The sequence below is a fragment of the Methyloversatilis sp. MC4-4 genome (genome assembly GCF_049843555.1).
Classification (GTDB): Bacteria; Pseudomonadota; Gammaproteobacteria; order Burkholderiales; family Rhodocyclaceae; genus Methyloversatilis; species Methyloversatilis discipulorum_B.
Map to the genome: position 1 here is coordinate 201,565 of NZ_JBBHZK010000004.1, position 24,101 is coordinate 225,665.

18 protein-coding genes are annotated in these 24,101 nt (G+C 66.9%); 13 read left to right on the top strand and 5 right to left on the bottom strand.

The features are described from left to right. Positions 1-160 precede the first annotated feature (160 nt). From WDZ97_RS16945 to WDZ97_RS16955, 3 genes are all read right to left on the bottom strand, one after another. A complete protein-coding gene (locus tag WDZ97_RS16945; RefSeq protein WP_425763518.1) occupies positions 161-1,852 on the bottom strand; it encodes a SulP family inorganic anion transporter in 1,692 nt (563 codons plus the stop codon). Between the two features lie 179 nt (positions 1,853-2,031). Beyond that, positions 2,032-2,847, bottom strand: a complete 816-nt coding sequence (locus WDZ97_RS16950) for a spherulation-specific family 4 protein (protein ID WP_425763519.1) — start codon at positions 2,845-2,847, stop codon at positions 2,032-2,034. Positions 2,848-3,024: 177 nt separating this feature from the next. Further along, positions 3,025-3,690: a GntR family transcriptional regulator gene (locus tag WDZ97_RS16955; protein WP_425763520.1), complete on the bottom strand. Its 666-nt coding sequence runs from the start codon at positions 3,688-3,690 to the stop codon at positions 3,025-3,027. A 209-nt stretch (positions 3,691-3,899) separates the two neighbouring features. On the opposite strand from WDZ97_RS16955, the gene scpA reads away from it, so the two are divergent. The 7 genes from scpA to ypfJ all read left to right on the top strand — a co-directional run bounded on the left by scpA (position 3,900) and on the right by ypfJ (position 15,085). Then, positions 3,900-6,053 (top strand): methylmalonyl-CoA mutase, encoded by a 2,154-nt coding sequence (gene scpA, locus WDZ97_RS16960; protein WP_425763521.1) that lies wholly within the window; start codon positions 3,900-3,902, stop codon positions 6,051-6,053. Beyond that, a complete protein-coding gene (gene meaB, locus WDZ97_RS16965; RefSeq protein WP_425763522.1) occupies positions 6,050-7,024 on the top strand; it encodes a methylmalonyl Co-A mutase-associated GTPase MeaB in 975 nt (324 codons plus the stop codon). Before scpA ends, meaB begins: the two co-directional genes overlap by 4 nt. An 18-nt stretch (positions 7,025-7,042) precedes the next feature. After that, entirely contained in the window at positions 7,043-8,575 is a 1,533-nt protein-coding gene (locus WDZ97_RS16970; RefSeq protein ID WP_020163045.1) for an acyl-CoA carboxylase subunit beta, read from the top strand. Between the two features lie 186 nt (positions 8,576-8,761). Further along, the gene (locus tag WDZ97_RS16975) at positions 8,762-10,753 is read left to right on the top strand and encodes an acetyl-CoA carboxylase biotin carboxylase subunit (RefSeq protein WP_425763523.1); all 1,992 of its coding nucleotides are present in this window, start codon (positions 8,762-8,764) and stop codon (positions 10,751-10,753) included. Positions 10,754-10,903: 150 nt separating this feature from the next. Continuing rightward, positions 10,904-11,287, top strand: coding sequence for a response regulator transcription factor (locus WDZ97_RS16980; RefSeq protein WP_304013001.1), 384 nt, complete (start codon positions 10,904-10,906; stop codon positions 11,285-11,287). A 32-nt stretch (positions 11,288-11,319) separates the two neighbouring features. Next, complete coding sequence (locus tag WDZ97_RS16985; protein ID WP_425763524.1) at positions 11,320-14,172, top strand: CHASE domain-containing protein; 2,853 nt, start codon at positions 11,320-11,322, stop codon at positions 14,170-14,172. A gap of 37 nt (positions 14,173-14,209) precedes the next feature. After that, on the top strand, positions 14,210-15,085 hold the full coding sequence (gene ypfJ, locus WDZ97_RS16990; RefSeq protein WP_304012999.1) for a KPN_02809 family neutral zinc metallopeptidase: 876 nt from the start codon (positions 14,210-14,212) through the stop codon (positions 15,083-15,085). 111 nt (positions 15,086-15,196) lie between these two features. Here the strand turns inward: ypfJ and WDZ97_RS16995 are convergent, their stop codons facing one another. Beyond that, positions 15,197-16,207, bottom strand: a complete 1,011-nt coding sequence (locus WDZ97_RS16995; RefSeq protein ID WP_425763525.1) for a zinc-dependent alcohol dehydrogenase family protein — start codon at positions 16,205-16,207, stop codon at positions 15,197-15,199. 144 nt (positions 16,208-16,351) lie between these two features. Here WDZ97_RS16995 and WDZ97_RS17000 point away from each other — a divergent pair, with 144 nt between their 5' ends. Continuing rightward, positions 16,352-17,542: a TIGR03790 family protein gene (locus tag WDZ97_RS17000; protein WP_425763526.1), complete on the top strand. Its 1,191-nt coding sequence runs from the start codon at positions 16,352-16,354 to the stop codon at positions 17,540-17,542. On the opposite strand, the gene waaA is transcribed toward WDZ97_RS17000, so the two are convergent. Continuing rightward, positions 17,535-18,794 carry a lipid IV(A) 3-deoxy-D-manno-octulosonic acid transferase gene (waaA, locus tag WDZ97_RS17005; protein ID WP_425763527.1) on the bottom strand — a complete coding sequence of 420 codons (1,260 nt, stop codon included), beginning with the start codon at positions 18,792-18,794 and terminating at the stop codon, positions 17,535-17,537. The two genes, WDZ97_RS17000 and waaA, sit on opposite strands and share 8 nt — an antisense overlap. Positions 18,795-18,884: 90 nt before the next feature. On the opposite strand from waaA, the gene WDZ97_RS17010 reads away from it, so the two are divergent. The 5 genes from WDZ97_RS17010 to WDZ97_RS17030 are packed head-to-tail and all read left to right on the top strand — an operon-like array spanning position 18,885 to position 24,099. Beyond that, complete coding sequence (locus WDZ97_RS17010) at positions 18,885-19,250, top strand: MarR family EPS-associated transcriptional regulator (protein ID WP_425763528.1); 366 nt, start codon at positions 18,885-18,887, stop codon at positions 19,248-19,250. Continuing rightward, positions 19,247-21,058 (top strand): ABC transporter ATP-binding protein, encoded by a 1,812-nt coding sequence (locus tag WDZ97_RS17015; RefSeq protein ID WP_425763529.1) that lies wholly within the window; start codon positions 19,247-19,249, stop codon positions 21,056-21,058. The genes WDZ97_RS17010 and WDZ97_RS17015 overlap by 4 nt, the downstream gene beginning before the upstream one ends. A gap of 4 nt (positions 21,059-21,062) precedes the next feature. Further along, positions 21,063-22,061, top strand: coding sequence for a UDP-N-acetylglucosamine 4,6-dehydratase (inverting) (gene pseB / locus WDZ97_RS17020; RefSeq protein ID WP_425763530.1), 999 nt, complete (start codon positions 21,063-21,065; stop codon positions 22,059-22,061). Further along, a complete protein-coding gene (pseC, locus tag WDZ97_RS17025) occupies positions 22,058-23,215 on the top strand; it encodes a UDP-4-amino-4,6-dideoxy-N-acetyl-beta-L-altrosamine transaminase (RefSeq protein WP_425763531.1) in 1,158 nt (385 codons plus the stop codon). The genes pseB and pseC overlap by 4 nt, the downstream gene beginning before the upstream one ends. After that, positions 23,212-24,099 carry an aldo/keto reductase gene (locus WDZ97_RS17030; RefSeq protein WP_425763532.1) on the top strand — a complete coding sequence of 296 codons (888 nt, stop codon included), beginning with the start codon at positions 23,212-23,214 and terminating at the stop codon, positions 24,097-24,099. The genes pseC and WDZ97_RS17030 overlap by 4 nt, the downstream gene beginning before the upstream one ends. Positions 24,100-24,101: the final 2 nt, after the last annotated feature.

A 24,101-nucleotide genomic window follows, 5' to 3' on the forward strand; every position in this document is an offset into this window, starting at 1 on the left:
AAGAAAACGCTGGGCCGCTCCCGAGTTTTCTTGACCCCCTCGGGGGGGGCTGACGCGAAGCGGCCGGTCTGGGGGCGCTCTCAAGAAAACGCTGGGCCGTTCCCGAGTTTTCTTGACCCCCCTCGGGGGGCCTGACGCGAAGCGGCAGGTCTGGGGGCGCTCACGTGTAGCTGACCGCCGGCGTCGTCGGGTGCACCGCCTGCGCGCGCACCAGGGCGTCCGTCAGGTTGCCGGCGATGTTGTCCTCGCCCAGCCGCGCGGCGAAGCCCGAGCGGCGGATCAGCGAGGCCGGCTGGTCGTTCAGGTCGCACAGGATGAGCGTGGCGCCGCGCCGCGCGAGGTTGCGCTGCAGCGTCTGCAGGATGTCGAGGCCGGTGGTGTCGATGCTGATCACCTTTTCCAGGTCGAGGATGACTGCGTCCGGATGGCCGTCCTGCATCAGCAGCAGGTTCTCCAGCTTGTTGGCGGCGCCGAAGAACAGCGAACCGGTCAGCCGGTAGGCCAGGATGCGCGGCGTGCCGTCGGCGCGCGCGAGTGCTTCGATGCCGTAGTGCTCTTCCAGCGGCAGGCGATCGATGCGCGTCAGGTCGGACATGCGGTAGATGAAGAACAGGCTGGCCAGCACCATGCCCAGTTCCACCGCCAGAGTCAGGTCGAACACCACGGTGACGAAGAAGGTGGCGAGCAGGATGGTGCGGTAGGGCGCCGAATAGCGGCGCAGCTCCGACGGTGCGAAGGCGTGCCACTCACCCATGTTGATCGACACGACTACGACGATGGCCGACAGCGTGGCCAGCGGGATGTGCGCGGCCAGCGGTGCGGCTGCCAGCACGATGACGAGCAGCACCGTCGCGTGCAGCATGCCGGCCACCGGCGTGCGGCCGCCGGTGCGCACATTGGTGGCGGTGCGCGCGATGGCGCCGGTGGCGGCGAAGCCGCCGAACAGCGGGGCGGCGACATTGGCGATGCCCTGCGCCATCAGTTCCTGGTTCGGATCATGGCGGTCGTCGATCTGCGCGTCGGCCACCCGTGCGGACAGCAGCGACTCGATGGCGCCGAGCAACGCGATCGCCAGCGCCGGTGCGATCAGTTTGCCGAGCAGGCCGAGCGACAGTGCAGGCAGGCCGATGTCCGGCAGTTCGCGCGGAATGCCGCCGAAGCGGCTGCCTATGGTGTCGACCGGCAGCTGCAGCAGCGCATTGACCGCGGTGGCGATCACCAGCACCGCGAGCGGCCCGGGCAGCCGGCGCATCCACGCGATGTCCTTCGCCACGCGGTTCCAGCCCAGCAGCACGGCCAGCGAGGCAAGCGACAGCGACAGCGTCGGCAGGTCAAGTGTCGGCAGCGCGTCGAACAGCGCGCGCATCTTGCCGAAGAATTCGCCCGGCAGCGCGTCGATCTTCAGCCCGAGGAAATCCTTGATCTGCGAAATGAAGATGACGACGGCGATGCCGTTGGTGAAGCCGATCACCACCGACAGCGGGATGAAGCGGATCATGCTGCCGAGCCGGAAGGCGCCCATGGCCAGCAGCATGACGCCGGACATCATCGTTGCGATCAGCAGGTTCTGCACGCCGTAGTCGGCGACGATGGCGTAGATGATGGGAATGAAGGCGCCGGTCGGGCCGCCGATCTGAACCCGTGATCCGCCGAGTGCGGAAATCAGGAAACCGGCGACGATGGCGGTCCAGATGCCGGCGGTCGGCGACATGCCGCTGGCTATGGCGAAGGCCATGGCCAGCGGCAGCGCCAGTACGCCGACGGTCAGGCCGGCCGACAGGTCGCCGGAAAACCGGCCGCGGTCATAGCCGGGCAGCGTGTCGAGAAGCTTGGGTCGGAAGCTGAAGTTCATGGTGTCTCCGCAATGAGAAGTGGCGCGAAACGCGTCGCATGAGGCGGTGCGGAGACGGGTGCCCGTGGCCGGTGTGGCGCAGCACGACCCAGCGCTTGGTCGGGGTCAGCGGCATGGTGGACGGCCACGGGTGTTCATGCCGGCATTGTGTTCGCGGCCGGCGCCGCGTGTCCAGCGCCTCAGCGGCGACGGCGCAGCCGGGCTGCGATCAGGCCGAGGCCGGCTGCCAGCGTCGCCCAGGCGGAAGGCTCCGGCACCGCGGCCACGGCGGCGGTCTGGGCCGCCCAGTAGGACGGCAGCGTGTCCCACGGGTTGCTGATGTCGTCGTCGGTGACATAGACGTGGCCGACGTTCATTGCGCGCGCGCGGGCGATCACCGCCTGCATCGCGGCGGCGTCCGGCACCTCGTAGACCAGGTGGGCGAAGCGGCTGGCGTCCTGCGACTGTGTCCAGGCGTCCGCTTCGTAGCCAGCGTATTCGGCGGCGGGGCTTTCGAAGGTGACCAGCACGTCGGCGGTCGCGAGGTAGTCCGGAGCGGTCTGCGTGCCCGGATTGCCGACGATGAAGCCGCTGCCATCGAGCCCGCGGATGTAGTCGTGCAGCGACTGGTAGTAGCCGAGGTGGGCCGTGTCGTTCGACATTTCGTCGACGAAGATGCCGTCGACGCCGTACAGCGTGTAGTAGCGGTCGATTTCCGCGCGCACCGTGGCGGCACTGCGCGTGCCGTAGCTGGTATGCACGTAGCCGATCACGCGACCACCGGCAGCCTGCAGGCTGCCCACCACGGCGGTGTAGTTCGTGTCGAGCGTGCTGCCCGGCCCGCTGTCCGGATTCAGGATGGCGGTGATGCCGACCCCGGGCGCCGAGTCGGTCAGGGACTGCCAGTAGCTTGCGCCATCGTCGGCCGGATAGAAGTAGGCGGGAACCAGCAGTTCGAGGGCATGCGCAGCAGGCATGAACAGGGCGAGCAGAGCGGTGGCGACAGCGGATTTCACGGCGACTCCCGGAGAAGGTCAAGGCGGACGCATCCTGCGCCGGCGCTGACGAGGAAGCAATCGCCTTTACGGCCGGCGCTGCTGCGACTGTAGGGACGGTCCGCTGGCTGCGACGCGCCCTGTGCGACCGATGGGCTTTTCTATACGTTCCGGTCGGAGTCGAACCTTCTGCTGATGTCAGCTGCTCAGCGCCCTGCGGCTGCTTTCGATGTGTTCCTGCATCGCGCGGCGGGCGGCCTCGGCATCGTGCGCCTGCAGCGCGGCGAGCAGCACGCGGTGCTCTTCCAGCGACGCGACGAGGCGCCCTTCGAGGTAGAGCGAGTCGTGCCGCTGCAGCTTCAGCACCGCGCGCAGTTCGTCGATCATCTGCGCCATCCGCCGGTTGCCGGCGATGTGATGGATGAGCAGGTGGAAGCGCTGATTGGCGTCGAAGAAGCGGTCGATGTCGCGCGCCGCCGCGCTGTCTTCGAGCGCCTGGTGCAGCGCGGCCAGCTCGGCCAGGTCGGCGTCGGACGCGCGGCGGGCGGCGCCGGCGGCGCACTCGCCTTCCAGCAGCGCCATGATGGGATAGATCTCTTCCAGGTCGCCGCCGCTGATCTGCGCGACGTAGCAGCCGCGGCGCGGCTTCAGCACCACCATGCCCTCGGTGGCGAGCACCTTCAGCGCCTCGCGCAGCGGCGTGCGCGAAATACCGTACTGCGTGGCGAGCGCCTGTTCGTCTATCCACTCGCCGGGTGCCATCGCGTGACTCTGGATCAGCCGGCGCAGACGGTCGGCGACCTCTATATACAGAGCGCGCGGAGCGATGGCTTCGGCGGAGGGATTCAGGGTTTCGCTGTTCATGTGTGTGTTTCGAGCTGAGCGCGGATGAGGGGCGAAAAGCCGGTTGCAGCCAGCCGGCCAAGATCGGGACCGCCCCTGTTTTCTGCAACGCAACATCCGCTTGCATTCATAATTATGGATAAAGTATTCTCCGTTGCGCGCTGAGTCAAGCCGGTATCCGACCGATGCCGTGCCGGCAGCGCCGACCCGCAATCCGCAAGGACAGAACCATGGCCGACACGACGGGCAGCGCCCACCCTGAATACGCAGCGTGGCTCAAGGCTGCAGCCAAATCCGCGCCCGGCGGCGACGCCGCCAACCTGGACTGGAAGACGCCGGAAGGTCTGACGGTGAAGGCGCTGTATACCCGCGCCGACGTCGAGGGTCTGCCCAACGCCGATACGCTGCCCGGCTTCGCGCCCTTCGTGCGCGGCCCGCAGGCGACGATGTACGCGGCACGGCCGTGGACCATCCGCCAGTACGCCGGCTTCTCGACCGCCGAAGAATCGAACAACTTCTATCGCAAGGCGCTGGCCGCCGGTGCCCAGGGCGTGTCGGTCGCCTTCGACCTCGCGACCCACCGCGGCTACGACTCGGACAATCCCCGCGTGGTCGGTGACGTCGGCAAGGCCGGCGTGGCGATCGACAGCGTCGAAGACATGAAGCGCCTGTTCGACGGCATTCCGCTCGACAAGATCAGCGTGTCGATGACGATGAATGGCGCCGTGCTGCCGGTGCTGGCCGGCTTCATCGTCGCCGGCGAGGAACAGGGCGTGCCGCAGGCGCAGCTGTCGGGCACGATCCAGAACGACATCCTCAAAGAGTTCATGGTGCGGAACACCTATATCTATCCGCCCCAGCCGTCGATGCGCATCGTCGCCGACATCATCGAATACACCGCGCGCAACATGCCGCGCTTCAACTCGATCTCGATCTCCGGCTACCACATGCAGGAAGCGGGTGCGACCCAGGGCCTGGAACTGGCGCTGACGCTGGCCGACGGCATGGAATACGTGCGCACCGCGATGGCGCGCGGTATGGATGTCGATGATTTCGCCGGGCGACTGAGCTTCTTCTTCGCCATCGGCATGAACTTCTATCTGGAAGTGGCCAAGCTCCGCGCGGCACGACTGCTGTGGAGCCGCATCATGGATGGCTTCGGCGCCAAAAGCGCCAAGTCGAAGATGCTGCGCACCCACTGCCAGACCTCGGGCTGGTCGCTGACCGAACAGGACCCGTACAACAACGTCGTGCGCACCACGGTCGAGGCGATGGCCGCCGTGTTCGGTGGCACGCAGTCGCTGCACACCAACAGCTTCGACGAAGCGATCGCGCTGCCGACTGAATTCTCGGCCCGCATCGCGCGCAACACACAGCTCATCCTGCAGGAAGAGACGCACATCACCAACGTGATCGACCCGTGGGCCGGCAGCTACATGATGGAAAAGCTGACCCAGGACATGGCCGACCACGCCTGGGCCATCATCGAGGAAGTCGAGCAGATGGGCGGCATGACCAAGGCGGTCGAGTCGGGCTGGGCCAAGCTGCAGGTCGAGAAGTGCGCGACCGAAAAACAGGCGCGCATCGACTCCGGCCGCGACGTCATCGTCGGTGTGAACAAGTACAGGCTGGACAAGGAAGACGCGCTCGACGTGCTGGTGATCGACAATGTCGCGGTGCGCGAGTCGCAGGTGGCGCAGCTGGCGCGCATCCGCGCCAGTCGTGACGCTGCGGCGGTGAATGCCGCGCTGGCGGCACTGACCGCTGCGGCCGAATCCGGTCAGGGCAATCTGCTCGAACTGTCGGTCGCCGCGATGCGCGCACGCGCCACGGTGGGCGAGGTGTCGGATGCGCTGGAAAAGGTGTGGGGCCGTCACCGCGCGAGCACGCAGGCGGTGAGTGGCGTGTATCAGTCCGTGGTGGCCGATGACGAAGGGTGGGGTGCGATGAAGGAGGAGGTCAGCCAGTTTGCCGAAGAGCAAGGTCGTCGCCCGCGCATCCTGATCGCCAAGCTGGGCCAGGACGGCCACGACCGCGGTGCCAAGGTGATCGCCACCGCCTTCGCCGACCTCGGCTTCGACGTGGACATCGCGCCGCTGTTCCAGACGCCGGAAGAGGCGGCGCGCCAGGCCATCGAGAATGACGTCCATGCAGTCGGCGTATCGACGCTGGCGGCCGGTCACAAGACGCTGGTGCCGCAACTGATTGCGGCGCTGCGCGCCCAGGGCGCGGACGACATCGTGGTGGTGGTCGGCGGCGTCATTCCGGCGCAGGACTACGACGAGCTGTACGGCCATGGCGTGTCCTGCGTGTTCGGTCCCGGCACGCCGATCCCGAAAGCCGCGAAGGACACGCTGGACGCGATCCGGGCGAAGGTCGCGTGATTGACGCGTCCGATCAGTCGCTCGTAGACGGCGTAATGGCTGGCCAGCGCCGCGCGCTGGCCAAGACCATCACGCTGATCGAATCGACGCGCGACGATCACCAGCTGCGCGCCGGCGAGGTGCTGCGCGCGCTGCTGCCGCGCACCGGCCGCTCGATCCGCGTCGGCATTTCCGGCGTGCCCGGCGTCGGCAAATCCACCTTCATCGAGGCGCTCGGTCTGGCCTTGATCGCGAAGGGGCACAAGGTGGCGGTGCTGGCGATCGATCCGTCGTCGACGGTCACCGGCGGTTCCATCCTCGGCGACAAGACGCGCATGGAGCACCTGTCGCAGAGCCTGGACGCCTTCATCCGTCCGTCACCGTCGGCCGGCAGTCTGGGCGGTGTCGCGGCGCGTACGCGCGAAGCCATGCTGGTGTGCGAGGCGGCCGGCTTCGATGTGGTCATCGTCGAAACCGTCGGCGTCGGTCAGTCGGAAACCGCGGTGGCCGGCATGACCGACGTGTTCGTGCTGCTGCAGCTGCCCAATGCGGGCGACGACCTGCAGGCGATCAAGAAGGGCATCGTCGAACTGGCCGATGTGGTCGTGTTCAACAAGGCCGATCTCGATGAAACCGCGGCCGAGCGCGCGATGCAGCAGATGAAGGGCGCGCTGCACCTGTTGCGCGCGGCCTCGCCCGACTGGACGGTGCCGGTGCTCAAGGTGTCGGCGGTGAAGCATGCCGGGTTGGATGATTTCTGGTCGGCCATCCTGCGCTACCGCGATGCCATGCAGGCCAGCGGCGCCTGGGAGGCGCGGCGCAGCCGGCAGGCGCTGGACTGGATGTGGGCGCTGGTCGATCAGGGCCTGCGCCATCGTTTCGAACATCACGCGGCGGTGCGCGCTGCGCTGCCGGACATCCGCGCGGCGGTGGCCGCCGGCACCCTGCCTGCATCGGCGGCCGCACTGCGGCTGCTGCAGGCGATGGACTGAATTCACGGAGGACTGACGATGCAAGACATCATCCGCAAGCTCGACGAGAAGCGCGAGAAGGCCCGCCTCGGTGGCGGCCAGCGCCGCATCGACGCGCAGCATGCGCGCGGCAAGCTGACCGCGCGCGAACGCCTCGAAGTGCTGCTCGACGAAGGCAGTTTCGAAGAGTGGGACATGTTCAAGGAGCACCGCTGCACCGACTTCGGCATGGCCGACGACTCGGTGCCGGGCGACGGCGTGGTGACCGGCTACGGCACCATCAATGGCCGGCTAGTGTTCGTGTTCTCGCAGGACTTCACCGTGTTCGGCGGCTCGCTGTCCGAGTCGCACGCGGAAAAGATCTGCAAGGTGATGGACCAGGCGATGAAGGTGGGCGCGCCGGTGATTGGCCTCAACGATTCGGGGGGCGCCCGCATCCAGGAGGGTGTCGCGTCGCTCGGTGGCTATGCCGAAGTGTTCCAGCGCAATGTGATGGCCTCCGGCGTCATTCCGCAGATTTCGCTGGTGATGGGCCCGTGCGCCGGCGGCGCGGTGTATTCGCCGTCGATGACCGACTTCATCTTCATGGTGCGCGATTCGAGCTATATGTTCGTGACCGGCCCGGAAGTCGTGAAGACGGTGACGCACGAAGAAGTGACCGCCGAGGACCTCGGTGGTGCGACCACCCACACGACGAAATCCGGCGTGGCCGACCTCGCCTTCGAGAATGACGTCGATGCGCTGATGTACACGCGCCGCCTGTTCAATTACCTGCCGCTGTCCAACCGCGAGAAGCCGCCGGTGCGCCCGAGCACCGACCCGACCGACCGCCTCGACCCCAGCCTCGACACGCTGGTGCCGGCCAACGCAAACCAGCCCTACGACATGAAGGAGCTGATACTCAAGATCGTCGATGACGGCGACTTCTTCGAGATCCAGCCCGACTACGCGAAGAACATCGTCGTCGGCTTCGCGCGCATGGAAGGCAGCACGGTCGGCATCGTCGCCAACCAGCCGCTGGTGCTGGCCGGCTGTCTGGACATCAAGAGCTCGATCAAGGCGGCGCGCTTCGTGCGCTTCTGCGACGCTTTCAACATTCCGGTCATCACGCTGGTCGACGTGCCGGGCTTCATGCCGGGCACCGCGCAGGAATACGGCGGCATCATCAAGCACGGCGCCAAGCTGCTCTATGCCTACGCCGAATGCACGGTGCCCAAGGTGACGGTGATCACGCGCAAGGCCTACGGCGGCGCCTACGACGTGATGAGCTCCAAGCATCTGCGCGGCGATGTGAACTTCGCCTGGCCGAGTGCGGAGATTGCGGTGATGGGGCCGAAAGGCGCGGTGGAAATCATCTTCCGCGAAGAGAAGAACGACCCGGCCAAGATCACCGCGCGTGAAGCCGAGTACCGCGAGAAGTTCGCCAACCCTTTCATCGCCGGCAAGCGCGGCTTCATCGACGACGTGATCATGCCGAGCGAGACGCGCAAGCGCATCTGCCGATCGCTGGCCATGCTGCGCGACAAGCAGATCGAGAACCCGTGGCGCAAGCACGGCAACATCCCGCTGTGATGGTGCGGAAGGAAGGTTGAACATGATGATGAGAATGTTGGTCGCACAAGTTGCAGCGGAGACCTGCCATGTTTGAAAAAATCCTGATCGCGAACCGCGGCGACTCGCAGCGCGGTCGCGCTGCGAACCTCACTCCCCGCTTCACACGCGCAGCGTGTGAGGGCGACCTCGCAGCGGAGACCCGCCATGTTTGAAAAGATCCTGATCGCAAACCGCGGCGAGATCGCCTGCCGCGTCATCCGCACCGCGCGCCGCATGGGCATCGCCACCGTCGCGGTGTACTCCGAAGCGGACGCCAACGCGCTGCACGTCGAACTGGCGGACGAAGCCGTCTGCATCGGCCCGGCGCCGGCGCGTGAGTCCTATCTGGTGGCTGACAAGATCATCGCCGCCTGCAAGGCGACCGGCGCCCAAGCGGTGCACCCGGGCTACGGCTTCCTGTCGGAGAACGAATCCTTCTGCGAGGCGCTGGAGCGCGAGGGCATCGTGTTCATCGGCCCGAAGACGCACGCCATCGCAGCGATGGGCGACAAGATCGCGTCGAAGAAGCTGGCCAAGGAAGCGGGTGTTAACACCATTCCCGGCTGGAACGATCCGATCGAAAGCCCGGAGCGCGCGGTCGAGATCGCGCGCGGCATCGGCTACCCGGTGATGATCAAGGCCAGTGCCGGCGGCGGCGGCAAGGGCCTGCGCGTGGCCTTCAACGACGCCGAGGCGCACGAGGGCTTCGCGTCCTGCGTGAACGAGGCGCGCAATGCCTTTGGCGACGATCGCGTGTTCATCGAGAAATTCGTCGAGGAGCCGCGCCACATCGAAATCCAGGTACTGGGCGATGCGTTCGGCAAGGTGGTGTACCTGAACGAGCGCGAGTGCTCGATCCAGCGCCGCCACCAGAAGGTGATCGAGGAAGCGCCGTCGCCCTTCATCGACGCCGACACCCGGCGAGCGATGGGCGAACAGGCGGTGAAGCTGGCCAAGGCGGTGCAGTACCAGTCGGCCGGCACGGTCGAATTCGTGGTCGGCCGCGACAAGTCCTTCTACTTCCTCGAAATGAATACCCGGCTGCAGGTCGAGCACCCGGTGACCGAGCTGATCACCGGACTCGATCTGGTCGAACAGATGATCCGCGTCGCCGCCGGCGAGCCGCTGACTTTCGATCAGGCCGACGTGAAGCTGGATGGCTGGGCGATGGAAGCGCGCATCTGCGCCGAAGATCCGGCGCGCGGCTTCCTGCCCTCGGTCGGACGTCTGGTGAAGTACCGGCCACCGGTGCAGACCGATGCCGTGCGCGTCGACACCGGCGTCTATGAAGGCGGCGAAGTGTCGATGCACTACGACTCGATGATCGCCAAGCTGATCTGTCACGGCCGCACCCGCGACGAGGCGATCGCCCGGCTGCGCGACGCGCTGGACGATTTCGTCATCCGCGGTCCGAACCACAATATCGCTTTCGTGTCGTCGGTGCTGGGCCATGAGCGTTTCGCCGCCGGCCGCTTCACCACCGCCTTCATCGCCGAGGAGTACCCGCAGGGCTTTGATCCCGCGGCCGCCGAGTTCGAGGACGCGCCGCTGCTGCTGGCGGTGGCGGCGAGCGTGCACCAGCGCTACAACGAACGCGCCTCGCGCATCGTCGGCCAGATGCCGGGCCATGAGTTCCGCATCAAGCCGGAAGCGGTGGTGCGCCTGCGCGGCGTCGCCCATTTCGTGCAGCTGGATGTCGACGGCGACGATCACGTGGTCAGCATCGACGGCAAGCCGCATCGCCTGGTGGCCGACTGGAAGGTGTCGGACCCGGTCTATCGCGGCGAACTGGACGGCAAGCCCTTCGCGGTGCAGGTCGAGCGCATCGGCCTGCGCTACCGGCTGCAGCATCGCGGCGTGCGCGTCGACGCCGAGGTGATGAGCCAGCGCGCGGCCGAACTGCTGGCGCGCATGCCGGTGAAGGCCGCGCCCGACATGTCGCGCTTCCTGCTGTCGCCGATGCCCGGCCTGCTGCGCGAGGTCGCGGTGAAGCCCGGGCAGGCGGTCAAGGCCGGCGAGCGGCTGGCGGTGATCGAGGCGATGAAGATGGAGAACATCCTGCGTGCCGAGCGCGACGGCGTGGTCGAGAAGGTGTCGGCCGGAGCGGGCGAGAGCCTGGCCGTCGATCAGGTCATCCTGGTGTTCGCGGCAGGCTGAATACGGCGTGTGCGGGCCGCTCCCGCACACGACTCAAGCAAATTCGCGTTCACGTCGTTAAGCTGTCCGGATTCCTCTCCGGCGAGCTTGCAATGAACGTGTTCCCTGTCCGCAGTGCCACCCCAGTCCGCGTAAGGGGAGCGTACTGACATGGGGGCCCGCATCGCGGTGATCGAAGATCAGCCGGAAATCCGTCAGCTCATCCGCATGACTCTGGAGTTCGGCGACTTCGAACTGAGCGAGGCCGAGAACGCCGACATCGGCTGGAGCAAGATCCAGCAGCACGTGCCGGATCTGGTGCTGCTCGATGTGATGATGCCGGGCTCGATGGACGGGCTGGAAATGTGCCGGCGTCTGCGTGCGCAGCCGGCGACCGCGCGGGTGCCGGTCATCCTGCTGACCGCGCGCGGTCAGCAGCGAGACATCGAGGCCGGCCGTGAAGCCGGGGCCGACACCTATCTCACCAAGCCATTCAGCCCGATGGAACTGCTCGACCGGATCGCTGCGCTGCTCGGAGGCTCGTCGGCGCGATGAAGGGTGACGGGCCGCAGGCCCGGAGCGCGACGATGGCAGCGACCGACGCCAGCCTGCGCCACCGGCTGAACATTCCCGACTGGCTGGCCTGGCTGGCGCTGTCGCTCGGCCTGCTGGTGACCGCGGCTGTGAGCACGCTGCTCTGGGCAAGGCTGAACACCGCCACTGCGCAGCGCTTCGACAGCGAAGTCGACAAGGTGGTCGCCCAGTTGCGTCGTCGCATGGTTGCGCACGAGGAAATCTTGCGCGGCGCGGCCGGCCTCGTTCGAGCTAGCCGCGAGGTCACGCGCGACGAGTGGCGCGACTATGTGAACGAGCTCAATCTGGAGCGCAACTTTCCGGGCATCCTCGGCGTCGGTCTGTCGGTGCGTTTGCCGGCGGCCGAAAAGGCGGCACACGAGGCGGCGATCCGCCGGCAGATGCCCGATTACGCGATCAAGCCCGACACGCCGCGCGCCGAGTATCACAGCATCCTCTTCCTCGCCCCGTTGAACGAGCGCAACCGCAGGGCGATCGGCTTCGACATGAATTCGGAGCCGATACGGTCGGCGGCGATGAGCCGCGCGCGCGACAGCGGTGACGCCGCGCTCTCGGGGCGCGTCGTTCTGGTGCAGGAGGGCAAGGAAGGCGTACAGCCGGGCTTCCTGCTGTACTACCCGGTGTATGCGCGCGGCGCCGCAGTCGATACCGTCGAGGCGCGCCGGCGCGCGCTGATCGGCTACGCCTACAGCCCCTATCGCGCGCACGATCTGTTCGGCAGCGCGCTGCGCGGCTATGCCGACCATGTCGTGGTCGCCATTCACGACGGTCGGGGCGTGGACAAGGAGACGCTGCTCTACAGCAATGCCGGCGCCGGTCAGAAGCTGTCCGGCCTGGAGGATGTGCGCGAGATCGAGGTCGCCGGGCACGTCTGGACGGTGCGTACCTGCGCGCCCGCCGGATTCGGCTCCGACCATCTGGTGCTGTGGCTCGTGCCGCTGATGGGTATCGCGCTGAGCGCGGTACTTTTCCATCTGCTGCGACTGCTGGCCGAGACCGCCCGGGCGCACCGCAATGCGCGGGCAACGACGCGCGAACTGGCACTCAGCGAAACGCGGCTGTCGGCGGTGCTCGACACGGCTGCCGACGGCATCGTCACGACCGACGAGAGCGGCATGGTGCTGACCATGAACCGCTCGGCTGCCGACATGTTCGACCGCCGTCCGGACGAGGTGATCGGCCTGCCGCTGTCGCGTCTGCTGCCGCAGTTCGACGCCGCGTGGTTCGCCGCGCGGCTGCACGATGCGCAATCCGGCGCCCGCCTGGCGCGGCACGAGGACTGCACCGGCTTGCGCGGCGGCGTACGGCAGTTCCCGGTGACCGTCTCGGCCAGCGGGTTCATGCATGACGGGCGCGTGGTTCACACACTGCTGCTGCGCGACGTGAGCGAGCAGGTTGCCGCGCAGACGCGCATGCGCCTGCACGACCGGGCACTCGAGTCGTCGAGCGAGGCGGTGCTCATTCGCGACGTGCAGCGCGCCGGCCTGCCCGTGGTCTATGTGAATGCAGCTTTCGAGCGACTGACCGGGCGCAGTGCGCAGGCGCTCATCGGGCGTCCTTTCTCGTATGCCGCCGACGGTGCGTCGGACGACCGCGTCGGCGACGAGATGCGTTGGGCCGTTGCCCATGGCAAGCCCTTCAGCACGACGGCAGAAGTGCGGCGGGCCGACGGGCGCACGATGTGGGTGGCGCTGTCTTCGTCACCGGTACGCGACAACGATGGACAGGTGACGCACTACGTCGATGTGTTCGACGACATCACCGAGCGGGTCGAATTCGAGCAGAAGCTGATCCGCCGGACCAATCGCCTGCACACGGTGTTCGCGCTGTCGCCCGACGGCTTCGTCACCTTCGATGCGGACGGCATCCTGACCAATGTGAACCCGGCTTTCGTGCGCATGACGCATCTGGCGCAGAGCGAACTGCTAGGGCTGGACGCGCAGACCTTCGACCGGCGCATGGCCGGGCTGTCGGACCCGGCGCAGCCCTGGCCGGAGTTCGCGCTCGACGGGTCGAGCGAGGCGGCGCAGCGGCTGTGGCTGCTGCGCCCGGAGCGCCGCGTGCTCGAGCGCAGTGCGCGCGTGGCACCGCAGGGGCGGTCGGAAACGGTGCTCTACTTCCGCGACATTACCCAGCAGTTCGAAGTCGACCGGATGAAGAGCGAGTTCCTCAGCACGGCGGCGCACGAACTGCGCACGCCGCTGTCGTCCATCTTCGGTTTCGCCGAACTGCTGCTGAACCGCGAGTACGACGAGACGGCGCGCCGGCGCATGCACGGCATCATCCACCGGCAGTCGCGCGTGCTGGTTAACCTGATCAACGACCTGCTCGACCTTGCCCGCATCGAAGCGCGTGCCGGACAGGATTTCCGCTACGAGGACCTGCCGGTCAAGATGCTCATCAACGCGACGCTGGAAGGTCTGACGATGCCCGGCGACACGCATCGCGTGTCGCTGGACATGCCGCAGTCGATGCCGCGCATCCGCGTCGACCACGAGAAGATGGTGCGCGCGCTGAGCAACATCATCACCAACGCCTTCAAGTACTCGCCGGACGGCGGCGAGGTCAGGTTGTCGGTGACCGAGGTGACGCGTAACTCGCGCCTGATGGCCGGCATTCACGTGAGCGACCAGGGTATCGGCATGACGCCCGAGCAGCAGGCGCGCATCTTCGAGCGCTTCTATCGCGCCGACCCCTCGGGCAACATTCCGGGTACCGGTCTGGGCATGTCGCTGGTCAAGGAGATCATGGATCTGCACGGCGGCGAGATCGAAATCGTCAGTGCGCCCGGCGCGGGCACCACGGTCACGCTGTGGCTACCGGTGATGGATACCGCCACCACCTGATCCGCCTATCATGTGCGTCTGCGAGGAGGGGGCGAGCATGCGACTGGACGACGGACGGGAAAGCGAGAACATCGAGGACAGGCGCGGCGCTCGCGGCGGCCTGCCGGGTGGCGGGCGCAGCATAGGCATCGGCACCATCGTGCTGGCGCTGGTGGCGATGTATTTCGGCGTCGATCCGTCGGTGGTGCTCAATATGGGCAGTGGCCTGCCGGATGCACAGCAGCAGGCACCGGTACAGCCGGGTGTGCAGTCGACCGGTCAGGCCGAGCAGGACGGCCTGGCGCGCTTTACCTCGCGTGTGCTGGCCGACACCGAGGACACCTGGGGTGCGCTGTTCCGCGCCGGCGGCGGCGAGTACCGCGAGCCGCGGCTGGTGCTCTACACCGGCGGCACGCAGACCGGCTGCGGCATGGGGCAGGCGGCAATGGGGCCTTTCTATTGCCCGGCCGACGAACGCGTCTATCTCGACCTCGGTTTCTACGACGACCTGCAGCGCCGCTTCGGCGCGCCCGGCGATTTCGCCCAGGCCTATGTGATCGCGCACGAGGTCGGGCACCACGTGCAGCACCAGCTGGGCATTGCCGAAAAGGTGCAGCGTGCGAAACAGCGCGCAGGCGAGCGCGCGGCCAACCTGCTGCAGGTCCGGATGGAACTGCAGGCCGACTGCTTCGCCGGCATCTGGGCGCACCACGCCAACCGCTCGCGCAGCATCCTGGAGCAGGGCGACGTCGAGGAGGCCCTGCGTGCCGCCACCGCCATCGGCGACGACACGCTGCAGAAGCAGGCGCAGGGCTATGTGGTGCCGGAGAGCTTTACCCACGGCAGCGCCGAGCAGCGCATGCGCTGGTTCCGCCGCGGGCTGGAACAGGGCGAGATGGCGGCCTGCGATACCTTCTCGGCGAAGGCGCTTTGAGGAGGGGCTGGGGTAGAGGGGCTAGGGACTGGGGACTGGAGGTAAGGAACCCTCGGTGCGCGCCGGACTCCGCCCCTAGCCCCTAGCCCCTAGCCCCTAGCCCCTAGCCCCTCAGCTTATCCTCACCACCACCTTGCCGACGTGGGCCTGGCTCTGCTGGTGTGCGAGTGCTGCGCGTGCCTCGTCGAAGCCGAACACGCGATCGATGACCGGGTGGATCTTGTGCAGCGAAATCACCGCATTCATCGATTCGAACATTTCGCGCGAGCCGACGAACACGCCGCGCACGGTCGAGGTGGTGAACAGCAGCGGCAGCGGGTTGATTTCGCCGCCGGTCAGCACGCCGATCAGGTGCGCCTGGCCGTTCTGGCCAAGCGATGCGATCGAGCGCTGCAGCGTGCCCGGGCCACCGACCTCGACCACGTGATTCACGCCTGCGCCGCCGGTGGCGGTGCGCACTTCCTGATCCCACTCCGGGTGGCTGCGGTAATTGATCAGCGTGGTCGCGCCCAGCGACTTTGCCTTTTCCAGCTTGGCGTCGCTCGACGAGGTCGCGATCACCTCGGCGCCGGCCGCCTTCGCCAGTTGCAGCGCGAACATCGACACGCCGCCGGTGCCGAGCACCAGCACGCGTTCGCCGGCACGCAGCGGGGCCGGGCCTTCGAACAGCGCGTTCCACGCGGTCAGCGCGGCGCAGGGCAGGGTCGCCGCTTCCTCGAAGCTCAGGTGCGCCGGTTTGGCGACCAGCGATTCCTGCGGGAACAGGCGGTATTCGGTGAGCACGCCGGGTGCGGTGCCGCCCAGGGTCTTGCCGAAATACGCCGGCTGCAGCCGGCCGGCGATCCATGTTTCGAAGAAGGTGCCGATCACGTGGTCGCCAGCGGCAAAACGATCGACGCCAGCGCCGATCTCGACCACCTCGCCAGCGCCGTCGGACAGCGGGATCAGATCCTTCGAGTCGACGCCGGGATACAGGCCCTGCAGGATGAACAGATCGCGATAGTTCAGCGACGCTGCGCGCATCTTGACCAGTACCTGACCCGGACCGGGGCGCGGGACTTCAGCGTCGATCATCGTCAGGCTGTCCGCATTGCACTGCTCACGATAGGCTTGATAACGCATTCGAGTGAACCTCCGTTGGATAGTGTCGTGGGCGCAGGGCTGGATCTGCGCCCGGATGGTGCCATGCCCGCGCGCGGACAGGTGTCTCGCAGGCGCTTGCCTATATAGACTGTCGGCCTGATCGAAATGCGCTCCGGACGCCACATGCCGAAACTCACTGTCTTTCTTCGCTGCCTGCTGCTCGCCCTGCTGCTTCCGCTCGCCGAAGTCGCGCGAGCGCTGGGCCCGGGCGAGCTGGCGGTCATCGTCAATGTGTCCGATCCGGCCAGCGTCGATGCCGGCACCTATTACCGCATCCGACGCGGCATACCGGAGGCGAACCTGATCGAGGTGCGGCTGCCGCACGACCGCGCGGCACTGACACGCGCCGAGTTCGAGGCGCTGCAGGCGGAAGTCGAGCAGAAGCTGCCGTCCGGCATCCAGGCGTTCGCGCTGGCGTGGACCAAGCCGTGGCGCGCCGGTTGCATGAGCATCACCTCGGCCTTCGCCTTCGGCTACGACGAACGCTTCTGCTCCGACAGCTGCGGGCCGACGCAGACCAGTCGGATGTTCAATGGCGGTCGCGCCATGAGCGAGGACATGCCGATGCCACGGCCGGCCATGCTGCTGGCCGGCGAATCGGTCGAGCAGGTGCGTCAGCTGATCGACCGCGGCATCGCCTCGGACTACAGCTATCCGAAAGGCAGCGTCTATCTGGTGCGCACCGAGGATTCCGCGCGCAATGTGCGCGCCGGCATGTTCGACGAAATCGTGCAGCAGGTGCGCGGCCTGCATTTCGAGACACCGACTGCAGCCGAGGCGGGCGGGCGGCGCGACGTGATCGGCTATTTCACCGGTGCGGTCAGGGTGCCGGCGATCGACACGCTCACCTTCCTGCCCGGCGCGCCGGCCGATCATCTGACCTCCTTCGGCGGCCAGCTGACCGGTAACCGGACACAGATGAGCGCCCTCGAATGGTTGCGGGCCGGCGCCACGGGCAGCTACGGCACCGTGGTCGAGCCGTGCAACCACCTTGGCAAGTTTCCGCACCCGGGCATCCTGATGACCTACTACGCCGAGGGCGAAACGCTGATCGAGGCCTACTGGAAAAGCGTGGCCTGGCCCGGCGAAGGCGTGTTCGTCGGCGAGCCGCTGGCGCGGCCCTTCGGCATGCGCACGACGCGCGACGACAAGGGCTGGTGGCTGGAAAGCCACTCGGCTGCAGGGCGCCGCGCCGTGGTCGAGGTGGCGCCGAGCGTGGTCGGACCGTATCGCCTGGCCGGTACCGTGCAGATTCCCGCCGGACATGGACGACAGCGACTGAAGGTGGAGGCGGGGGCGGTGAGGGTCAGGTAGCGTCGGGTAGCAGCGGCTCGATCAACGCCATCGTGCGCGCGGTGGCGCCGCGATGGGCTTGCGCGAATGCGAGGCCCGCAGCCCCCATCATCGCGAGTGCCGGCGGGTCGGCCAGCAGCTGCGTTGCAATTGACGCCGCTTCGGCCGGATGCGCTGCGCGCCGGGCGGCACGGGCGGTGATGGCATCGGCCGTGGCGTGTGTGAAATTGAAGGTGTGCGGTCCGACGATGACCGGACAACCGACCGCACAGGCCTCTATCAGATTCTGTCCGCCGAGCGGTAGCCAGCTGCCGCCGATCAGGGCCAGATCTGCCAGCGCGTACCAGGCGAACATTTCGCCCATCGCGTCGCCCAGCCAGATCCGGGTGTCCGCGTCCGGCAGTTCCCCGGTGCTGCGCCGGCGCAGCGTGATGCCGCGCGTCCGGATCAGGCCGGCGACGTCGTCGAAGCGCTGTGGATGTCGCGGCACGAGCGCGATCAGCACGTCGTCCGACAGGACCGGCAGCAGGGCATCGAGCAGCAGGACTTCCTCATCCTCTCGGGTGCTCGCCAGCAGCAGCACGCGCCGCGGGCCGAGCGCTTCGCGCCAGCGACGGCCGAGGTCGAGCTGACCGGACGGCGGCTCGATGTCGAATTTCAGGTTACCCGCGACCGCAACCTGCTTCGCCCCGAGCGCGGACAGCCGTGCCGCGTCGTCCGCGGTCTGGGCGATCAGCATGGAAAAATCCCGCAGCACGGTCCGCACGAAACCACCCAGGCGGGCGTAGCGTACGGCAGAGCGGGCTGACAACCGGGCATTCGCCAGCACCACCGGCACGCCCGCCTGCCGGCATTCCTGCAGCAGATTAGGCCAGATCTCGGTCTCCATCACGACGCCCAGCTCGGGTTTCCACCGGCGCAGGAAGGCGCGCTGGGCCCAGGGCAGATCCCAGGGCAGCCAGGCGAACTCCGCGAAATCGCCATACAGCTGGCGTGCCGTGACGCGGCCGGTCGCGGTCATATGGGTGATCAGGATGCGGTGATCCGGGTGGTGCGCACGCAGCGCCGCCAGCAGCGGTGCCGCCGCTCGGGTTTCCCCGACCGACACCGCGTGCAGCCAGAGCGTCGGGCGGGCAGGGGGCTGCGCGCCCAGGCCGAGACGGCCGCCGATGTCTTCGAGGTAACCGGGTTCGTGCCGGCCGCGCAGCCGCGTGCGCAGCAGCGCGAAGGGCAGACCGAGCAGCCAGATCAGGGTGTAGAGGGCGCGCATCATGAGGGCGCGAGCATAGCAGCCGGATGTCGGCCGAATTGACAGTGAAGGCGGCTACGTGTGTAATTCGCGCGTTCAATCAATGAACGCACGATGCTCGACGAACAGACCCGATACCGCTTGCTGAAATTGCTGGAAGCGAAGCCCGAACTGTCGCAACGACAGCTCGCGCAGGCGCTGGGTATGAGCGTCGGCAAGGTCAATTTCTGCCTGAACGCGCTGATCGAGCGTGGCCTGGTCAAGGCGCGCAACTTCCGCAACAGCCGCAATAAGCTCGCCTACATGTATTTCCTGACGCCTGCCGGCTTCGAGGAGAAGGCGCGGGTGTCGCTGCGCTATCTCAAGCAGAAACTGCAGGAGTACGAAACGCTGCGATCCGAGATCGAGGAACTGCAGGTCGAGGCGCGCCGCATGAGCGCGCAGGCGGACGAGACCCCGCCGGAAGAGAGTCGGCAATGAGCGGCGCTGCGTCCCGGTTTGCACTGGCGCGAAAGGTGTTCGCGGTGCTCGACCCCGATCAGCGACGGTCGGCGGGAGGCCTGTTCCTGCTCATGCTCGTCGGCATGGCCTTCGAAACACTGGGCGTCGGGCTGGTGGTACCCGCGATGGCGGTGCTCATGCAGGACGATCCCGCCTCCCGCGGCCCTCATGTGGCCAGCGTGCTACGGCTGCTCGGCGAACCGCCGCAGGCGACGCTGGTGGCTTGGGCCGTATCGGCGCTAGCGCTGGTCTATCTGGCCAAGAACGCCTTTCTCGCTTTTCTCGCCTGGCGCCAGTCTGCCTTTGCCTTCGCGGCACAGGCACGGGTGGCACACAAGCTGTTTGCCCGCTATCTGGCTGAACCCTACATTTTCCACGTGCAGCACAACTCTGCGCAGTTGATCCGCAACGTTACCACCGAAGCGACGCTGTTCGGGAGTCATGCACTGCTGCCCGGCATGCTGCTGGTTGCCGAAGCGTGCGTGCTGGTCGGTATTGGCACCCTTTTGCTCCTGTTTGAGCCGGTGGGCGCACTCGTGGTCGGCGGGGTGGTCGGCGGTGCGGCGTGGGCGTTCAACCGTTTCACCCGCTCGCGCGTGGCGCGCTGGGGGCTTCTGCGCCAGCACCATGAAGGGCTCAAGCTGCAGCAGATCCAGCAGGGGTTGGGCGGGGTGAAGGATGTACGCGTATTTGGGCGTGAGGCCGCCTTTCTCGCCGCATTCGATCAGCACAATGACGCGGTCGCCAAAGTGGGCGGACAGCAGTCCGGGCTGCAGCAGATGCCGCGTCTGTGGTTGGAGTTGCTGGCGGTCGGCGGTTTGGCTCTGCTGGTGCTCAGCATGATCTGGCGCGAGCGCGCGCTGGCAGATGTCGTGCCGGTGGTTGGTCTGTTCGCGGCCGCTGCTTTCAGGCTGATGCCCTCGATGAATCGCGTGCTGACCGCGCTGCATGGCCTGCGTTATGGCCTGCCGGTGATCGACATGCTGCATGCCGAACTCACCCGGCCGCAGGGTGCGGAGGACGCAGGCATTGCCGGTGCGGCCCGCGCGCCATTCAATCGCGGTATCCGCATAGATGCGCTGAGCTATCGCTATCCGGGAGCCCTGGCGCTAGCGCTTGACCGGCTGTCGCTGGATATCCATGCCGGCGAAACACTCGGCATCGTCGGCAGCAGCGGTTCGGGCAAGAGCACGCTGGTGGATCTGTTGCTTGGCCTGCTCAACCCGGATGTCGGACGCATCGTCGCGGATGGCAGCGACATTCGCGACGACCTGCGCGGCTGGCGAAGCCAGATCGGATATGTTCCTCAATCCATCTATCTCACCGACGACTCGCTGCGTCGCAACGTGGCTTTCGGCGTTCCGGACGCGCAGATCGACGATGCCGCGGTGGCTCGCGCGCTGGCCTTCGCGCAGCTGGAGGCCTTTGTCGCCGCCCAGCCTGAAGGCGTGCACACCTTTGTCGGCGAGCGCGGCGTGCGTCTTTCGGGTGGCCAGCGTCAGCGCATCGGCATCGCTCGCGCGCTTTACCATGACCCGCCCATCCTGGTGCTGGATGAAGCCACCAGCGCGCTTGACGTGGCAACCGAAGCCGAAGTGATGAAGGCGGTTGCGGCGCTGCAGGGACGCAAAACCATCGTCATCGTGGCGCATCGGCTGAGCACGGTTGAACAGTGCGACCGGCTGTGCCGCCTCGAAGCCGGCCGGGTGGTGCAGACCGGTGCTCCGGCCGAGGTGCTCGATCAACTTGTCAGGGCGGCCGACGAAGCCGCCCCCTCTCTGGACTGACTTCATGCTGACCAACGCATCCATCCTGGTGACCGGCGGAACCGGTTCCTTCGCCCATACCTTCGTGCCGATGACGCTGGCACGCTACAACCCGCGACGTCTGGTCATCTTCTCGCGTGACGAGATGAAGCAGTGGGAAATGGCCAAGCTCTATGGTGACGATCCGCGGGTGCGCTTCTTCATCGGCGACGTCCGAGACAAGGACCGCCTCGCCCGGGCGCTGCACGGCGTCGATTACGTGGTACACGCCGCCGCCACCAAGATCGTGCCGACCGCCGAATACAACCCCTTCGAGTGCGTCAAGACCAATGTGATCGGCGCGATGAACCTGATCGATGCCTGCATCGACCAGAACGTGAAGCGGGTGGTGGCGCTGTCGACTGACAAGGCGAGCAGCCCCGCCAACCTGTATGGCGCCACCAAGCTTGCGTCGGACAAGCTGTTCGTTGCTGGTAATTCGTACGCGGGCGGCAATGACACCCGCTTTGCGGTGGTGCGCTACGGCAACGTGATGGGTTCGCGCGGATCGGTCATTCCCTACTTCCTGTCGATCGCCGACAAGGGCGCGCTGCCGATCACCGATCCGCGCATGACCCGCTTCATGATTACGCTGGAGCAGGGCGTTGATCTGGTCTGGCACGCCTTCGACGACATGGTGGGTGGCGAGATCTACGTGAAGAAGATTCCGTCGATGAACATCTCCGACATCGCGCGTGCGGTCGCGCCCGACGCGCAGCACGACATCGTCGGCATCCGCCCTGGCGAGAAGCTGCACGAGCAGATGATCGGCCCCGAGGACGCGCCGCACACCTACGAGTACGGCGATCACTACAAGATCCTGCCGGCTATCCACAAGTGGAGCGAGGATCCCGGCCGCATCAATGACGGCGTGAAGGTTGCGCCCGATTTCACCTATTCCTCCGACAACAACCGTGAGTGGATGAGCATCGAGGCGTTGCGCGCGTGGATCGATGCCAACCGCGACAAGGTGGGGCGCATATGAGCGGCTTCATCCCCTATGGTCGGCAGCAGATCAGCGAGGAGGACATCGAGGCGGTGGTTCGCGTGCTCCGGTCGGACTATCTGACCCAGGGGCCCGCGGTCCCCGCTTTCGAACAGGCGGTGGCGCGCTACTGCGGCGCCGCCCATGCGGTGGCGATGAACAGCGCCACCTCGGCGCTGCACGTGGCTTGCCTCGCGCTGGGCGTAGGCCCCGGCGACCGGGTGTGGACCAGCCCGGTCACCTTCGTCGCCAGTGCCAACTGCGCGCTGTACTGCGGGGCCACGGTGGATTTCGTCGATGTCGATCCGTCCACTGGCAACATGTGTGCCGAACATCTGGCGGAGCGCCTGGCGCAGGCGGAGCGGGCGGGTGCCTTGCCCAAGGTGGTAATTCCGGTGCACTTGTGCGGCCGCTCCTGCGACATGAAGACGATCCGCGCGCTGAGCCGTCGCTACGGGTTTGCGGTGATTGAGGACGCTTCGCATGCCATCGGGGCGCGCTATGACGGTGCGCCGGTGGGTGACGGCCGCTACAGCGACATTACGGTGTTCAGCTTTCATCCGGTCAAGATCATCACGACCGCCGAAGGTGGCATGGCGCTGACGCAGGACGCTGCACTGGCCCGCCGCATGGAGCGCCTGCGCAGCCATGGCATCACGCGCGACCCGGCGGACATGACCCACGCCCCGGATGGTCCTTGGTACTACCAGCAGATCGATCTAGGCTTCAACTACCGCATGACCGACATGCAGGCTGCGCTCGGCCTGAGCCAGATGAACCGACTCGACGCTTTCGTAGATCAGCGCCACCGGGTGGCCGCGCGCTATGCCGAAGCGCTCGCAGCGCTTCCTCTGAGCCTGCCGCCGGCCGAACTGGATGGGCGTTCCGCGCTGCATCTCTATGTGGTGCAGGTGGGTGCCGGTCATGACCGGCGCATCGTATTCGAGGCGCTGCGCGCGCGCGACATCGGTGTGAACGTGCACTACATACCGGTTCATCTGCAGCCCTACTACGCAGGCCTGGGCTTTCGGCCCGGCCACTGCCCGGGCGCGGAGCGGTATTACGCCAGCGCCATAAGCCTGCCCATGCATCCGGGCCTGTCCGACGCAGATCAGGATCGCGTGATCGGCGCTCTCCGGGACGCGCTCGCGTGACCGACCGTCATGTCCGGATCGGCCTCGGCACCGTGCAGTGGGGCGTGGACTACGGCGTGGCCAATCGCGACGGCCGCACGCCGCGGGCAGAGGTGACGCGCATCCTCGCCGCGGGCCGGGCCGCCGGTCTGAAGGTCCTCGATACGGCTGCCCTGTACGGCGAAGCCGAGGCGGTACTCGGCGAGCAGGATCTGAGTGGCCTGCAGGTGGTGACGAAAACGCCGCGGTACGCGCATGCGCCGATCACTGCCGCAGATGCGGATGACCTGAAGGCCACGTTTATCCGTTCGCTGGCGCGGCTGCGTCTGCCCGCGGTGCACGGTCTGCTCGCACACCACGCCGACGATCTCCTGGTGGCGGGCGGCGAGCGGCTGATCGATGCACTGCGTGCGCTGCGCGCCGAGGGCAAGGTCGCGCGCATCGGAGTGTCGGTCTACGACGGGGCCCAGCTAGACGCGATACTTGCGCGCTTTACGCCGGATCTGGTTCAGCTGCCGCTCAACGTGTTCGACCAGCGGTTGATCGTCGATGGATCGCTGGCTCGGCTGGCGGCGCTCGGCGTTGAAATTCACGTTCGCTCGGTCTTCCTGCAGGGCTTGCTGCTGATGCCGCCGGACAGCGCGCCTGCCTTTTTCGACCCCTGGCGCGAGCGGCTACGGGCATGGCATGCCGATTGCGCCGAACGGAATGTGCTGCCGCAACAGGCCGCACTCGCCTTCGTGTGCGATCTGTCCGAGGTCAGCTGCTGCCTGATCGGCGTACAGAGCCGCGCCCAGCTCGAACAGTCTCTGAACGGATTGGACGAGGTGCCCCGCTTCGACGCCACGTCTTTCGCATGTAACGATCCGGCGCTGCTCAATCCGGTGAACTGGAGGCTGTCATGAGT

What these genes read in the sequence shown, in the direction of transcription:
- WDZ97_RS16945 (WP_425763518.1), bottom strand. Translation starts at nt 1,852, where the DNA reads ATGAACTTCAGCTTCCGACCCAAGCTTCTCGACACGCTGCCCGGCTAT.
- WDZ97_RS16955 (WP_425763520.1), bottom strand. Translation starts at nt 3,690, where the DNA reads ATGAACAGCGAAACCCTGAATCCCTCCGCCGAAGCCATCGCTCCGCGC.
- scpA (WP_425763521.1), top strand. Translation starts at nt 3,900, where the DNA reads ATGGCCGACACGACGGGCAGCGCCCACCCTGAATACGCAGCGTGGCTC.
- WDZ97_RS16970 (WP_020163045.1), top strand. Translation starts at nt 7,043, where the DNA reads ATGCAAGACATCATCCGCAAGCTCGACGAGAAGCGCGAGAAGGCCCGC.
- WDZ97_RS16975 (WP_425763523.1), top strand. Translation starts at nt 8,762, where the DNA reads ATGTTTGAAAAGATCCTGATCGCAAACCGCGGCGAGATCGCCTGCCGC.
- WDZ97_RS16980 (WP_304013001.1), top strand. Translation starts at nt 10,904, where the DNA reads ATGGGGGCCCGCATCGCGGTGATCGAAGATCAGCCGGAAATCCGTCAG.
- WDZ97_RS16985 (WP_425763524.1), top strand. Translation starts at nt 11,320, where the DNA reads ATGGCAGCGACCGACGCCAGCCTGCGCCACCGGCTGAACATTCCCGAC.
- ypfJ (WP_304012999.1), top strand. Translation starts at nt 14,210, where the DNA reads ATGCGACTGGACGACGGACGGGAAAGCGAGAACATCGAGGACAGGCGC.
- WDZ97_RS16995 (WP_425763525.1), bottom strand. Translation starts at nt 16,207, where the DNA reads ATGCGTTATCAAGCCTATCGTGAGCAGTGCAATGCGGACAGCCTGACG.
- WDZ97_RS17000 (WP_425763526.1), top strand. Translation starts at nt 16,352, where the DNA reads ATGCCGAAACTCACTGTCTTTCTTCGCTGCCTGCTGCTCGCCCTGCTG.
- waaA (WP_425763527.1), bottom strand. Translation starts at nt 18,794, where the DNA reads ATGATGCGCGCCCTCTACACCCTGATCTGGCTGCTCGGTCTGCCCTTC.
- WDZ97_RS17010 (WP_425763528.1), top strand. Translation starts at nt 18,885, where the DNA reads ATGCTCGACGAACAGACCCGATACCGCTTGCTGAAATTGCTGGAAGCG.
- WDZ97_RS17015 (WP_425763529.1), top strand. Translation starts at nt 19,247, where the DNA reads ATGAGCGGCGCTGCGTCCCGGTTTGCACTGGCGCGAAAGGTGTTCGCG.
- pseB (WP_425763530.1), top strand. Translation starts at nt 21,063, where the DNA reads ATGCTGACCAACGCATCCATCCTGGTGACCGGCGGAACCGGTTCCTTC.
- pseC (WP_425763531.1), top strand. Translation starts at nt 22,058, where the DNA reads ATGAGCGGCTTCATCCCCTATGGTCGGCAGCAGATCAGCGAGGAGGAC.